The organism is Micromonospora sp. NPDC005291 (assembly GCF_040607415.1).
Taxonomy (GTDB): Bacteria; Actinomycetota; Actinomycetes; order Mycobacteriales; family Micromonosporaceae; genus Micromonospora.
Genome location: NZ_JBEXGR010000001.1, coordinates 408,007 through 421,101, shown reverse-complemented (window position 1 = coordinate 421,101; position 13,095 = coordinate 408,007). Strand labels below are relative to the sequence as shown.

The 13,095-nt window shown below is 70.8% G+C and carries 14 protein-coding genes; 9 read left to right on the top strand and 5 right to left on the bottom strand.

The window, feature by feature from the left end; genetic code table 11:
* Positions 1-54: 54 nt before the first annotated feature.
* From ABZT18_RS01885 to rny, 7 genes are all read left to right on the top strand, one after another.
* A complete protein-coding gene (locus ABZT18_RS01885) occupies positions 55-639 on the top strand; it encodes a hypothetical protein (RefSeq protein ID WP_354993256.1) in 585 nt (194 codons plus the stop codon).
* A 104-nt stretch (positions 640-743) separates the two neighbouring features.
* Positions 744-2,147 carry an MFS transporter gene (locus tag ABZT18_RS01880; protein ID WP_354993257.1) on the top strand — a complete coding sequence of 468 codons (1,404 nt, stop codon included), beginning with the start codon at positions 744-746 and terminating at the stop codon, positions 2,145-2,147.
* Between the two features lie 4 nt (positions 2,148-2,151).
* Positions 2,152-2,352: a DUF3046 domain-containing protein gene (locus ABZT18_RS01875; RefSeq protein ID WP_354993258.1), complete on the top strand. Its 201-nt coding sequence runs from the start codon at positions 2,152-2,154 to the stop codon at positions 2,350-2,352.
* A 184-nt stretch (positions 2,353-2,536) separates the two neighbouring features.
* Positions 2,537-3,583 (top strand): recombinase RecA, encoded by a 1,047-nt coding sequence (gene recA, locus ABZT18_RS01870; protein ID WP_354993259.1) that lies wholly within the window; start codon positions 2,537-2,539, stop codon positions 3,581-3,583.
* Positions 3,584-3,597: 14 nt separating this feature from the next.
* A complete protein-coding gene (locus ABZT18_RS01865) occupies positions 3,598-4,296 on the top strand; it encodes a regulatory protein RecX (RefSeq protein ID WP_354993260.1) in 699 nt (232 codons plus the stop codon).
* A 49-nt stretch (positions 4,297-4,345) separates the two neighbouring features.
* Positions 4,346-5,050, top strand: coding sequence for a 3-keto-5-aminohexanoate cleavage protein (locus tag ABZT18_RS01860; RefSeq protein WP_354993261.1), 705 nt, complete (start codon positions 4,346-4,348; stop codon positions 5,048-5,050).
* A 577-nt stretch (positions 5,051-5,627) separates the two neighbouring features.
* Positions 5,628-7,394 (top strand): ribonuclease Y, encoded by a 1,767-nt coding sequence (gene rny, locus ABZT18_RS01855; protein WP_354993262.1) that lies wholly within the window; start codon positions 5,628-5,630, stop codon positions 7,392-7,394.
* Positions 7,395-7,486: 92 nt separating this feature from the next.
* Here the strand turns inward: rny and ABZT18_RS01850 are convergent, their stop codons facing one another.
* From ABZT18_RS01850 to ABZT18_RS01835, 4 genes are all read right to left on the bottom strand, one after another.
* On the bottom strand, positions 7,487-8,368 hold the full coding sequence (locus tag ABZT18_RS01850) for an amino acid ABC transporter permease (protein ID WP_355250155.1): 882 nt from the start codon (positions 8,366-8,368) through the stop codon (positions 7,487-7,489).
* A 43-nt stretch (positions 8,369-8,411) separates the two neighbouring features.
* Positions 8,412-9,068: an amino acid ABC transporter permease gene (locus ABZT18_RS01845; protein WP_354993264.1), complete on the bottom strand. Its 657-nt coding sequence runs from the start codon at positions 9,066-9,068 to the stop codon at positions 8,412-8,414.
* A gap of 78 nt (positions 9,069-9,146) precedes the next feature.
* On the bottom strand, positions 9,147-10,082 hold the full coding sequence (locus ABZT18_RS01840) for a glutamate ABC transporter substrate-binding protein (protein WP_354993265.1): 936 nt from the start codon (positions 10,080-10,082) through the stop codon (positions 9,147-9,149).
* Positions 10,083-10,139: 57 nt separating this feature from the next.
* Positions 10,140-10,895 (bottom strand): amino acid ABC transporter ATP-binding protein, encoded by a 756-nt coding sequence (locus tag ABZT18_RS01835; RefSeq protein WP_272616313.1) that lies wholly within the window; start codon positions 10,893-10,895, stop codon positions 10,140-10,142.
* Positions 10,896-11,090: 195 nt separating this feature from the next.
* Here ABZT18_RS01835 and selD point away from each other — a divergent pair, with 195 nt between their 5' ends.
* Complete coding sequence (gene selD / locus ABZT18_RS01830) at positions 11,091-12,080, top strand: selenide, water dikinase SelD (protein WP_354993266.1); 990 nt, start codon at positions 11,091-11,093, stop codon at positions 12,078-12,080.
* A gap of 225 nt (positions 12,081-12,305) precedes the next feature.
* Positions 12,306-12,785, top strand: coding sequence for a hypothetical protein (locus tag ABZT18_RS01825; RefSeq protein WP_354993267.1), 480 nt, complete (start codon positions 12,306-12,308; stop codon positions 12,783-12,785).
* Positions 12,786-12,845: 60 nt separating this feature from the next.
* Here ABZT18_RS01825 and ABZT18_RS01820 read toward each other — a convergent pair whose 3' ends face one another.
* The gene (locus tag ABZT18_RS01820; protein WP_354993268.1) at positions 12,846-13,094 is read right to left on the bottom strand and encodes a DUF2277 family protein; all 249 of its coding nucleotides are present in this window, start codon (positions 13,092-13,094) and stop codon (positions 12,846-12,848) included.
* Position 13,095: the final 1 nt, after the last annotated feature.

The window sequence follows — 13,095 nt, the reverse complement described above, 5'->3', positions numbered from 1 at the left end:
GATTGACAGTGCGGTGGCGATTGCGCGGCTGTCGCGGACGGGTAGCAAAGGTCGATGGACGTCGACAGCGAGGCGCGTCGGACAGGGGAGCCCACCGGGGCTACCGGCCGTCGCCAGCGGTGGAAGCGATTCGTCGAGCGGGCGACCGGGCTGCAGCTGATGGCCGTCTACTGGGTGCCGGCGACGCTGCTGATCGGTCTGCCGGTGCGCTGGCTCTTCGACCGGCAGGAGCCGCTGGTCGAGGCCGTGCTGAACGCCGCACTGAGCTCCGTCTGGATCGGCCCCGCCGCCTACCTTGGTCAGCGAGCCTTGGGCGGCCAGGCCATCCGACAAGATCCCGAGGGGTACGCGCTGCGCCAGGCACTGCGTACCGGCACCGCTCCGGAGGACGACCGGGTACGAGCCGGACTGCCCGGCTACCTGGCAGCGCAGCGGCGGGCTACCCAGGCGGCCCTGCTGCTGGTCCTGGGCGTGTGCCTCGGTCTGGTTCTGCTCGCTCTGCTCGGCGCCGACAACGAGGGCTTTGCGGTGATCTTCGGTGTGGTCGCCATGGTCAGCGTCGCCGTCGCAGCCCACACCCTGGTCCGGATCCGCACCCGGGTCACGCCCGCCCCCGGCCCCCGCCGCGAGGACACCTGACGCCCTCGCGGGAACGGGGTGGCAGCTCTGCCTGGGGCGAAACCCACTGCCGCTGGTCGGCGCGGGTGCGCGAGGATGGGTCACCCCCGTCATGAGGAGCGCCGATGGCCACCGACCTGACCGCGCCGCGTACCGCCGCGCGACCCGATGTCGCATCGATCCAGCGGCGTACGCTGCGGCTGCTCTTCACCACCCAGATCATCGGCGGTGTCGGCGTGACCATCGGCATCGCCGTCGGCGCGTTGCTCGCCGCCCGGATCGCCGGCACCGCCGTGGCGGGCGTGGCGCAGAGCGCCGGGGTCGTCGGCGCGGCGCTGCTCGCCGTCCCGGTCACCCGGATCATGGCGCGGCACGGCCGGCGACCGGGCCTGGTGGTGGCGTACGCGGTCGGTGCCGTCGGCGGCGTACTGGTGGTGCTGGCCGCGGCCACCCGCTGGGTGCCGCTGCTCTTCCTCGGCATGTTGCTCTTCGGTGGGGGAACCGCCGCGAACCTGCAGGCCCGCTACACGGCGGTGGACCTCGCCGAGCCGGCCCGCCGAGGGCGGCAGCTCTCCCTGATCGTCTGGGCCACCACCATCGGGGCGGTGGCCGCACCGAACTTCGCCGCGCTGGCCGACCGGGTCACCACCGGATGGGGGCTGCCGCCGCTGGCCGGCCCGTTCGCGTTCAGTGCTGTCGCGTTCGTGCTGGCTGCCGTCGTACTCCTCGGGTTGCTCCGGCCCGACCCGCTGCTCACCGCGCGCCGGCTCGCGGCGGCCGACGCGCCGGCCGCCGACCTGCCGTTGGCCGCCGATGCGCCGGCGACCGCCGTGGCCGCCGAGGCGCCGGCGGACGGTGGCCCGGCGGGCGGTGGTGCGGCATCGGCCGCCGCACCGGCCGGGGTGCGCGCGCCGCGCGGCGCCGGGATGCGGGCGGCCTGGTCGGTGGTACGCGGGCGGCCCGCCGCCCGGCTCGGCATCGCCGCGGTGGCGGTCGGGCACCTGGTGATGGTGGCGGTGATGGCGATGACTCCGGTCCGGCTCGGTGAGTCGCACGCCGACGCCGACGTGCTACGGCTGGTCGGCATCGTGCTGAGTCTGCACATCGCCGGCATGTACGCGTTCTCCCCGGTGGTCGGCTGGCTCACCGACCGGCTCGGCCGGCGGGCGGTGATCCTCGGTGGGGTGGGGCTGCTGCTGGCCGCCTGCGCGGTCGCCGGCACCGCCGGGCATCACACACCCCGGCTCTCGGTGGGTCTGGTCCTGCTCGGGCTGGGCTGGTCGGGGACGATGGTGGCCGGCTCTACGCTGCTGTCCGAGTCGGTGCCGGCCGGTGTGCGGCCGAGCGTCCAGGGGCTGTCCGACCTGATCATGGGGCTGGCCGGGGCCGGTGCCGCCGTGGTCAGTGGGTTTGTCATGCAGTTCGCCGGTTATCCCGTGCTCACCCTGCTCGCGGCGGTCGCGGCGGTGCCCCTGGTGGCGCTAGCGTTGCGCCCGGTGCCGACCGGGGCACCGGACGAGGAGGGCTGATCACGTGCGGCTGACCGACTTCTGGGCGCGGTTGGAAGAGGCGTTCGGACCCGGCTACGCGACCAGCATCGCCCGCGACCAGGTGCTGTCCCAGCTCGATGGACGGACCATCGAGCAGGCACTGGCGTCGGGGCAGCAGACGCACGTGGTGTGGAGGGCGGTCTGCGCCGCGTACCCCGATCGAGTGCCTGCTCGACTACGCTGAGCAGCCTTTTTGCCGCTTCCGCGTGTCGCTTGTCGAGTCGTACACCTGTTCGGCTATTGTCCACAGCGGGGTGCTCGTCCACAGCTCGCGGCCCGTCGGCTGGTTTTCTGTCGGACCCAGCGCCTAGCGTGTCCGCGTGACGCGAAGCTCAGCAAAGACGCCGGCGAAGGCAGGGGTGGCAACCATGGCAGCAGGGCCTGACCGGGAGAAGGCACTCGACCTTGCTCTCGCTCAGATTGACAAGCAATTCGGCAAGGGCTCGGTGATGCGGCTGGGTGACCGGCCGGTCGTCCAGACCGCGATCATTCCGACCGGCTCCATCGCGCTCGACGTGGCGCTGGGCATTGGTGGTCTGCCGCGCGGCCGGGTGGTCGAGATCTACGGTCCCGAGTCCAGCGGTAAGACCACGGTGGCTCTGCACGCGGTGGCCAACGCCCAGCGGCTCGGCGGCATCGCGGCCTTCATCGACGCTGAGCACGCGCTCGACCCGGAGTACGCGAAGGCCCTCGGCGTCGACACCGACGCGATGTTGGTGTCCCAGCCGGACACGGGCGAGCAGGCGCTGGAGATCACGGACATGCTGATCCGCTCCGGCGCGATCGACGTCATCGTGATCGACTCGGTGGCGGCCCTGGTGCCGCGCGCCGAGATCGAGGGCGAGATGGGTGACAGCCACGTGGGCCTCCAGGCCCGGCTGATGAGCCAGGCGCTGCGGAAGATCACCGGTGTGCTCAGCAACACCGGCACCACGGCGATCTTCATCAACCAGCTGCGGGAAAAGATCGGCGTCATGTTCGGCAGCCCGGAGACCACCACCGGTGGTCGCGCGCTGAAGTTCTATGCCTCGGTCCGGCTCGACGTGCGACGCATCGAGAGCCTCAAGGACGGCACCGACGTGGTCGGTAACCGCACCCGGGTCAAGGTCGTGAAGAACAAGGTCGCGGCCCCGTTCAAGCAGGCCGAGTTCGACATCATGTACGGCAAGGGCATCTCGCGCGAGGGCTCGCTGATCGACGTCGGCGTGGAGCAGGCGATCATCCGCAAAGCCGGCGCCTGGTACACGTACGACGGCGACCAGCTCGGCCAGGGCAAGGAGAAGGCCCGGGAGTTCCTGAAGGAAAACCCGGATGTGGCGGCCGAGATCGAGAAGAAGATCCTGGAGAAGCTCGGCGTCGGCGTCGGCGCGGGTGACGCCGCCGGTGGCCCGGAGCTGCCGCCGGTCGACTTCTGACCGGTCGCTGACTCATGGCAGGACGACGCGCTCGTACGGGGCGGGGCTGGGATGCCAGTCCGCCTCGTACGGGCGACGCCAGTGACCCGCCTCGCCCTCGGCGGGGCGGCCGGGGCCGGTCCGAGGAGGCCGACGCCGTCGAGTCCCCGGCTCCGCCTCGCGACGAGTCGGAGGTGGCCCGCGAGATCTGCCTGCGCCAGCTCGCCGTCCGGCCACGCACCCGGGCCGAGCTGGCCGGCGCGTTGGCCAAGCGGGGCATCTCCGAGCAGGTTTCGGCCGAGGTGCTCGACCGGTATGACGAGGTCGGCATCATCGACGACGCCGCGTTCGCCCGGGCCTGGGTGTCCAGCCGGCACGCCGGCCGCGGCCTGGCTCGGCGGGCGCTCGCCAACGAGCTGCGCCGGAAGGGCGTGGACGGCGAGGTCGCCACCGAGGCGCTGGGTGAGCTGGACGAGGAGACCGAGGCAGACACCGCCCGTGGTCTCGTGGATCGCAAGCTGCGCACTGCCCGAGGTGAGCCGGATGCGGTCTTCCGCCGGCTGGTGGGCATGCTGGCCCGCAAGGGCTACCCGCCCGGTGTGGCGATCCGGGCGGTGAAGGACGCGCTCGCCGCGCAGAGCGCCGAGGCAGCCGAGTTCGCCGAGCAGATAGACGCCGACGCGCTCGCCGACGCCGAGGGCGAGTTGGACCGCGACAACCGTCCGGTCGAGTGAGCGGCCCGGTGGGTGGTCCGGGGCGGATACCGATGGGGTTGCGGGCCGGATGCTGAAGGCATGTCTGAACGGCGGGCGCGGCCGGCGGGACCATCCGGCCGTGCCGCTCACGGCGGCGGAACTGGCCGCCGATGCGGCCCGCTGCGCGGCGCTCGGCGTCGCGGCGGTGCACGTCCATCCCAGGGACGCGGCCGGCGCTGAGTCACTGCGGCCGGCGGTGACGGCCGACGCGCTGACCGCGATCCGTGCCGCCCGGCCGGGGCTGCCGGTCGGGGTGAGCACCGGAGCCTGGATCTTGCCGGATCCGGCGGCCCGGGTAGCCGCCGTCCGGGCCTGGTCGGTGCTGCCCGACTTCGCCTCGGTGAACGCGCACGAGCCCGGTGCCGAGGCGGTCGCCGCAGCCCTGCACGAGCGCGGTGTGCTCGTCGAGGCGGGGCTGTGGACGCTTGACGCGGTCGCGGCGTACCGGAGTTGGCGGGTGCCGGCCGGGCGGGTCCTCGTCGAGTGCATGGCCGAGGACGTGGCGGTCGCGCTGGTCGACGCCTCCCGGATCCTCGCCGCGCTGCCCGCGGACGCGCCGCCGGTGCTGCTACACGCCGAGGGTCCGGCGACCTGGCCGGTCCTCGCCGAGGCGGTCCGCCGGGGTCTGGATGCCCGGATCGGGCTCGAGGACACCCTGCACCTGCCGGACGGCTCGCCCGCTACGGACAACGCGGCGTTGGTCGCGGCAGCGGTGGCGGCCGGAGCCAGCTGACGTCGGGGTCGGGCCGGCGCCCTCGGTGAGACGGATGGGTCACACCCCGCGCGGTCGCCAGCCGTCGCTGGGCACCGGCTGGGCGGGGGCTGAGCAGGCCCGACACGTCCACCCGGCAGTACGCCTCGTGGAGTTTGTCCACTCCTGTCCGGCACGACATCAGCACGCCGTGACGCTGTAACTTCTCTCCGTTCGGGGGGTTTGATCATGAGTCCTTGACCAGAGCACCCCCGGCGACCTAGCCTCGCCATACAGGCTCACATTGCCCGACCAACGCAGGCTAAGTCCACAACATAGATCGCGTAACAGAACAGCATCACTTTGGCCGACTCCGCGGCCTTTGACGGCAGTTCCGGCCAGGCCGGTCCGGAACGCCGCGACAACTGCACCCGGTCGCCGACGTTGCCTGCGGGCACCGCCGGCGGAGAGAGCTACCCACGGCCAGCCGCTCCGGTCGGGCGTCCACAGCCGCAGGAGTGTGCCTCTGGCACATTCGCTGCGGTCTTGACGTTCAGGGGGAGGCGGCCATGGCGGGGCGGCGGCACAGGTTCACCGGTAGACCCCACGGGGTCCCGGCATGAACGCCTTCGACGTCGTGCTCCTCGCGGCCGTCCTCGTCCTCGCGGTGGTGGTGATCGGGGCCGTGCTGGTCGGCATCCGGACGCTGCGTCGGGTGGGTGCGGCGCCGGCTCCGGAGGATCCCGCCTTCATCGCCGAGAAGGACCGCCAGGAGCAGTCGCTGGCTGCCCTGCGGACCGCGGCCGACGAGGCGAACAGCACGATCGACGTGGCGAAGTCCGCCGCCGCCGCGGCCCGTACCGAGGCGGCGGCGGCGAATGCCGAGGCGAAGGCGGCCCGCGCCGAGGCGCGACGTGTGCTCGACGACGCCCGCGCCGAGGCGGACACCGTTCTGGAGCGCGCCCACAAGCAGGCCGAGGCGGACGCCGAGCAGTTGCGTACGACAGCCCGGCGCAGCGGCGAGCGGGAGGTCGCGGTGCTTGCCGCCACCACCCGGGAGCAGGCCGCGGAGGTGGAGCGTCGGGCGGCTCGGATGGACGAGCGGGAGCGGATGCACACCGAGGAGGTGGAGCGGTTCGCCGAGCGGGAGCGGCAGCTCACCGCGGCGAGCGCTGCCCTCGCGGTCCGGGAGTCCGCAGTCGCCAAGCGCGAGACCGAGCTGGCCGAGTCCGAGGAACTGCGCCGCCGGGAGCTTGAGCGGGTCGCCGGGCTCACCGCCGACTCGGCGCGTCTGGAGTTGATCGAGGCAATCGAGACGCAGGCGAAGCGGGAGGCGGCGCTGCTGGTGCGGGACATCGAGTCCGACGCGCGCAACACGGCCGACCAGCGGGCCCGGCACATCGTGGTGGACGCGATCCAGCGCGTGGCCAGCGAGCAGACCGCGGAGAGCGTGGTCAGCGTGCTGCACCTGCCCGGTGACGAGATGAAGGGGCGGATCATCGGCCGGGAGGGGCGCAACATCCGCGCCTTCGAGTCGGTGACCGGCGTCAACCTGATCATCGACGACACCCCCGAGGCGGTGCTGCTCTCCTGCTTCGACCCGGTCCGCCGCGAGGTGGGTCGGCTGACGCTGGAGAAGCTGGTCCTGGACGGGCGGATCCACCCGCACCGGATCGAGGAGGTCTACGACCTGGCCCGGCAGGAGGTGGAGCAGCTCTGCCTCCGGGCCGCCGAGGACGCCCTGGTCGAGGTTGGCATCACCGAGATCCACCCGGAGTTGGTGACCCTGCTCGGCCGGCTGCGCTATCGCACCTCGTACGGACAGAACGTGCTCAAGCACCTGGTCGAGACCGCGCACATCGCCGGCATCATGGCCGCGGAGCTGCGGCTGGACGTGCCCACCATCAAGCGGTCGGCGTTCCTGCACGACATCGGCAAGGCGCTCACCCACGAGGTGGAGGGCAGCCACGCCATCATCGGCGCGGACCTGGCCCGCAAGTACGGCGAGCACGAGGACGTGGTGCACGCCATCGAGGCACACCACAACGAGGTGCCCCCGCAGACCATCGAGGCCGTGCTCACCCAGGCCTCCGACGCCTGCTCCGGCGGTCGGCCGGGCGCGCGTCGGGAAAGTCTCGAGGCGTACGTCAAGCGCCTGGAGCGGATCGAGGAGATCGCGGCCAGCAAGATCGGCGTGGACAAGGTCTTCGCCATGCAGGCCGGCCGGGAGATCCGGGTGATGGTCAAGCCGGACGACGTGGACGACATCGGGGCGGCCGTGCTGGCCCGGGACGTGGCCAAGCAGATCGAGGAGGAGCTGACCTACCCGGGTCAGATCCGGGTCACCGTGGTCCGCGAGTCCCGGGTCACCGAGATCGCCCGCTGAGAAGCGTGATCGACACGGAATGCGAAATCGGGGTATCCCGTCGCCGGTGATACCCCGATATCCGCTGTCCTGAGTTGGTGCTGCGGCCCTGGTCAGATCATCCGGCCAGCGGACTCGCCGACGTCCTGCGTTGGCAGCACCTTCGCCGCGGTCCGTGGGGTACGGCCCATCCGCTTCTGCAACCACCAGGCCAGGGCCGACAGCGCACCACAGATGGCGATGTAGATCGCGGCCACGATGAGATACGTCGGCACGTACGGCAGGCCGAACGGCAACCGACCGCCGATCTGCTTACCCACGAAGAGCAGCTCGGGGTAGGTGATGATGAAGCCCAGCGCGGTGTCCTTGAGCAGAACGACGAGCTGGCTGACGATCGCGGGGAGCATCGACCGGACCGCCTGCGGCAGCAGGATCAGCCGTAGCACCTGGTTCTTGCGCATGCCGATCGCGTACGCGCCCTCGGTCTGACCGTACGGAACCGCGTTGATACCAGCCCGGAAGATCTCCGCGAGCACCGAGCCGTTGTAGAGCACCAGCCCGATGACCAGCGCCCACAGCTTGTCGATCGACCAGCCGTACTGCAGCGGCACGTAGTAGCCGAAGAAGATCAGGATGAGCAGTGGGATCGCCCGGAACAGCTCCACGACGAAGGTCGCCGGGCTACGCAGGAACCACTTGTCGCTCAGTCGGGCACTGGCGAAGAACGCGCCGAAGATCAGCGCCAGGACCGCGGCGATGCCGGCTGCCTTGAGTGTCGCCCCCAGGCCCCCGAGCAGTTCGCGTTGCACCGAGGCGTACTGGAACTGCTCCCACTTGCGAGCTTCGAACTGGCCGGTGTCGGCAAACTTGTAGCCGATGAAGGCGAGCAGGGCGATGATGCCGACGGTGGAGGCGACGCCCAGGATGGCGTTACGCCGTTTGGCGCGAGGCCCGGGCAGGTCGTAGAGGATCGATGCCTGGCTCAACTCAGCCACCTTCCGTTCGCGGCCGCGGGGCTCGCAAGCTCGTTCCTCGCGCTCACCGGGCCACCCTCCACTTGCGCTCGAGGACCCGCTGCAGAGCCACCAGCGGCAGGATCAGGATCAGGAAGCCGATGGTGATCCAGAGCAGGACGGCGAACTGCGGCTCGCCCCGCTCGGCCATGTACGACGGGATCGCCCCCGCCTCCAGCACCGAGAAGCCGGCGGCGATTGTGGTGTTCTTCAGCATCGCGATGAACACGCTCATCATCGGCGGGACCATCGCCCGCAGTGCCTGCGGCAGGACGATGAGCGTGAGCACCTGCCCGAAGGTCATGCCCAGCGCGCGGGCCGCCTCGGCCTGACCCGCGGCGACGGTGTTCACACCGGAGCGGATCACCTCGCAGACGAAGGCCGAGGTGTAGACGGTCAGTGCGATGGCGGCGCTGGGGAAGTAGTCGATGTTGACGTCCAGCTTCGGCACCGCGAACACGAGGAACGCGAAGACCAGCGTCAGAGGGGTGTTGCGCACCAGGTTGACGTACGTGGCACCGAACGCGCGCAGCGCCGGTACGGGGGACACCCGCATCGCGCCGAGCAGCGTGCCGAGGACGAGGCTGCCGACCGCGGCGATCAGGAAGAGTTTGACGGTGTTGGTGAACCCGTCAACGAACAGTTGCCCGTTGTCCGTCAGTACACGGAAGAACTCGCCCATGCCTCGCTCTCAGTCTCGGACGGGCGCCGGACGGGGACGAACCCCGGCCGGCGCCGCAACTCGTGTCGAGCCGGTCGGTCAGTAACGCTCGAGGGTGGGCGGGGTGCCCGCCGAACCGGACAGACCGAGCGTGCCGTCGTAGATCTTCTGCCAGGTGCCGTCGCTGAAGGACGCCTCGATCTGGTTGTTGATGTAGTCGCGCAGCGCCTTGTCGTCCTTCGGCAGGCCGATGCCGTACTTCTCGGTGCTGAACGGCTTGCCGACGACCTTGAGCTCGCTCGGGCTCTGCGCCGCGTAGCCCTTGAGGATGGCGTCGTCGGTGGTGACGGCGTCGACCTTCTTGTCGAGCAGCTGCGAGACGCACTCCGAGTAGGTCTTGAACTCGACGATGTTGTTCGCCTCGGTCAGACCCTCGTCCCGAACCCGCTGAATCGGGGTCGAGCCGGTGGCCGAGCAGACCTTCTTGCCCTTGATGGTGTCCTTGCCGGTGATCGACGACTCGTCCTTGCGGACCAGCAGGTCCTGGCCGGCGACGAAGTACGGGCCGGCGAAGGAGATGTCGTTCTTGCGCTTGTCGGTGATGGAGTAGGTGCCGACGTAGTAGTCGACCTCACCACCCTTGATCGCGGTCTCCCGGTTGGCGGACGCGATCTCCTTGTACTCGATCTTCGCCGGGTCGATGCCGAGCGTGCTCGCCACGTACTGGGCGATCTCGATGTCGAAGCCGCACCGCTTGCCCTGGGCGTCCTTGTAACCGAGGTTCGGCTGGTCGAACTTGACCCCGATGGAGACCTTGCCGGCCGCCTTGATCTTCTCGAAGGCCGGGCTGCCAGCGACGGCGGCGTCCGTCTTCGGCGTGAAGGTCGCGCCGGAGGCCTTGCAGGTGTCCGACTGGGCGTCGGCGGAGGCGCTTCCGCCGGCGCTCGGGGTCGGCTCGCCCTCCTTGCCGCAGGCCGCGGCCGACAGAGCGAGGGAGGCCATCATGGCGACCGCCGCTACGCGCTTAATACGCATACTTTTCTCCTTCTTCAACGGAGCCCACCGAGGTGCGGCACGCTCCACTACGGACGCCTAGTGCGTGAGGATCTTGGAGAGGAAGTCCCGGGCCCGCTCGCTGCGCGGATTGGCGAAGAACTCCGCAGGCGGGGCGTCCTCGACCAGCTGCCCATCGGCCATGAAGATGACCCGATTTGCGGCGTGCCGGGCGAAGCCCATCTCGTGGGTGACCACGACCATCGTCATGCCGTCACTGGCCAGCGAGGTCATGACGTCGAGCACCTCGCCGACCATTTCCGGGTCCAGGGCGCTGGTCGGTTCGTCGAAGAGCATCGCCTTGGGCTGCATGGCCAGCGCCCGTGCGATGGCCGCCCGCTGCTGCTGCCCGCCGGAGAGCTGGGCCGGGAACTTGTCCGCCTGGTTGGCGATGCCGACCCGGTCGAGCAGGGCCAGACCGCGCTCGCGGGCGGCGGCCGGCTTCTCCTTGCGGACCTTGATCGGGCCGAGGGTGACGTTCTCCAGGATGGTCTTGTGAGCGAAGAGGTTGAAGGACTGGAAGACCATGCCCACCTCGCTGCGTAGCTTCGCGAGGGGCTTGCCCTCGGCCGGCAGCGGCTGGCCGTCGAAGGTGATGGTGCCGGAGCTGATCGGTTCCAGTCGGTTGATGGCGCGGCACAGCGTCGACTTGCCGGAGCCGGACGGGCCGATCACCACGACCACCTCGCCCCGCCCCACCGACAGCGAGACGTCGTCCAGCACGTGCAGCGGCCCGAACCACTTGTTGACCGCGTCCAGCACGATGAGCGGTTCGCCCGTGGTCACGTCGTCCACCGTCCCCTGTCGTCTCCCGGATCGGGGTCGGTTGACCCCCGGTGCGGCCACTGTAGGCGGCCTGATGTGGCGGAATGCAACTCAGCGGGTCACGGAGCGGTAACACCGGTCACGATCGTCGGCGCGGGTCCGATTTCGGTCACCGTCTGGGTCGCAACGGTGGCGATCGTGGCGCCTTGTCGAGATCATGGGTGGATGACCGAACCGGTGCGCCTCACTCGTTACGCCCGCGGCGGTGGCTGCGCCTGCAAGATCCCGCCCGGTGAGCTGGAGATCATGGTGGCCGGTCTCGGGCCGGCCACCGGGACCGCGGAGCTGTTGGTCGGATTGGACCACGGCGACGACGCGGCGGTGGTGCGCCTGGACGAGCGGACCGGTCTGGTCACCACCGCGGACTTCTTCACGCCGGTGGTCGACGACGCGTACGACTGGGGTCGGATCGCCGCGGCCAACGCGCTCTCCGACGTGTACGCGATGGGCGGCACCCCGTTGGTCGCGCTCAACCTGCTCTGCTGGCCGCGCGACGTGCTGCCGATGGAGCTGGCCGGCGAGGTCCTGCGTGGCGGCCAGGACGTGGCCCGGGAGGCCGGCTGTCACCTGGCCGGCGGGCACAGCGTGGACGACGACGGCCCGAAGTACGGGCTCGCGGTCACCGGCACGGTCCGACCGGAGGAGTTGATCACCCTGGACGCGGGGCGGGCCGGGGTGCCGTTGTCGCTGACGAAGCCGCTCGGGGTGGGCGTGCTGAACACCCGGCACAAGGCCACCGGCGAGAGCTTCCCGGAGGCCGTGGCCACGATGAGCGCGCTCAACCGGGACGCCGCTCGCGCGGCGGTCGCCGCCGGCATCCGCTGTGGCACCGACGTGACGGGGTTCGGGCTGCTCGGGCATGCCTCGAAGCTGGCCCGGGCCAGCCAGCTCACGGTGGCCATCGACACGGCGCGGGTGCCGTACCTGGCCGGTGCGCGGGAGGCGTTGCGCGACGGCTACGTCAGTGGCGGCAGCCGGCGCAACCTGGAGTGGGTCACCCCGTGGACCGATTTCGGCGCGGCGGGTGAGGACGAGCGGTTGCTGCTGGCCGACGCGCAGACCTCCGGTGGCCTGCTGGTCGCCGGCGAGGTGCCCGGCGCACCCGTGGTGGGCGAACTGCTGCCCCGCGGTGAGCACCTCGTCGTCCTGCGGTGACCCTTTCGGTGGCCGTCGTCGACACGCGGTGGCGGTAGTGGGGATGGCGCACCATACCCGATAAACTGTCACCTTCCCGCTACTCCGAGCAATGCTGCTCAGGGAAATTTTGCCCGGAATGGTCACAGACCGGTAACTTGCCCCCGGCTGGGGTCAAATGCCCCCCACCATCGTGTGTAAGGCCCGATCCGGAGGCCGGTGGGACGAACGCAGCGAGGAGGCGGAATGACCGAGCTGTGGAACTGGAGAATCGACGGGGTACGCCCCGTGGAGGTCTACCCGGCGCTGGCCGAGGCACTTGGTCGGGTGGTGATGCCGCTGGCGGTGGCCGACCCGGCCCGGCTGCCGGCGTACGCGGTGGTGTGCGATGTCTGGCAGGCGCCCGGCGAGTTCGCGACGGTCGTGGATTGCTACGGGGTGCCCGAGGGGCTCCCCGAGCACGCCAGCATCGCCGCGCTCGCTCGAATACTGGGTCGCAACTGCCTGCTGCGCGACGACACGCTCGACGCGGGCCGGCACCTGCTCGTCGCCCCGGACGGCACGGTCCGTCCGGTGCACTTCGACGTGCGGGACACCGACGACGGTGAGGTGCTCAGCAGGCAGCGGCTCTGCACGCTGGGCGATCCGGGCTGTCGGGGCTGGTCGCAGTGCCACCGTTCGCGCTGGGCGCCCGACACGGTCGCCCCGGCGCTCGCCGCGGCCTGACCCCAGGGGTCAGGCCCGGCCTGCCGGGCGCGGCGCTGGCGTGTGGAACCGCGCTGGCGATCAGTTGGAGGCGGTGACCTGCCGGTCCGTGGTGCCCGGCCCGGCACCCCGCACCACCAGTTGGTCGAGCAGGGTGCGCGTCGCCTCGGCCACGCTGGCCACCGCGGCGTCGAACGCGGCGGCGTTGTGCGCGGCGGGCGCCCGGAAGCCAGAGATCTTCCGGACGTACTGCAACGCCGCCGCCTCGACGTCCGCGTCGGTCACCTCCGGGGTGAACGGCTCACGCAGAGTCTTGATGCTCCGGCACATG

Excerpts from the sequence above, each read along its gene's own strand:
- ABZT18_RS01885 (WP_354993256.1), top strand. The coding sequence starts at position 55 with ATGGACGTCGACAGCGAGGCGCGTCGGACAGGGGAGCCCACCGGGGCT.
- recA (WP_354993259.1), top strand. The coding sequence starts at position 2,537 with ATGGCAGCAGGGCCTGACCGGGAGAAGGCACTCGACCTTGCTCTCGCT.
- ABZT18_RS01880 (WP_354993257.1), top strand. The coding sequence starts at position 744 with ATGGCCACCGACCTGACCGCGCCGCGTACCGCCGCGCGACCCGATGTC.
- ABZT18_RS01865 (WP_354993260.1), top strand. The coding sequence starts at position 3,598 with ATGGCAGGACGACGCGCTCGTACGGGGCGGGGCTGGGATGCCAGTCCG.
- selD (WP_354993266.1), top strand. The coding sequence starts at position 11,091 with ATGACCGAACCGGTGCGCCTCACTCGTTACGCCCGCGGCGGTGGCTGC.
- ABZT18_RS01820 (WP_354993268.1), bottom strand. The coding sequence starts at position 13,094 with ATGTGCCGGAGCATCAAGACTCTGCGTGAGCCGTTCACCCCGGAGGTG.
- ABZT18_RS01860 (WP_354993261.1), top strand. The coding sequence starts at position 4,346 with ATGCTGAAGGCATGTCTGAACGGCGGGCGCGGCCGGCGGGACCATCCG.
- ABZT18_RS01825 (WP_354993267.1), top strand. The coding sequence starts at position 12,306 with ATGACCGAGCTGTGGAACTGGAGAATCGACGGGGTACGCCCCGTGGAG.
- ABZT18_RS01845 (WP_354993264.1), bottom strand. The coding sequence starts at position 9,068 with ATGGGCGAGTTCTTCCGTGTACTGACGGACAACGGGCAACTGTTCGTT.
- rny (WP_354993262.1), top strand. The coding sequence starts at position 5,628 with ATGAACGCCTTCGACGTCGTGCTCCTCGCGGCCGTCCTCGTCCTCGCG.
- ABZT18_RS01840 (WP_354993265.1), bottom strand. The coding sequence starts at position 10,082 with ATGCGTATTAAGCGCGTAGCGGCGGTCGCCATGATGGCCTCCCTCGCT.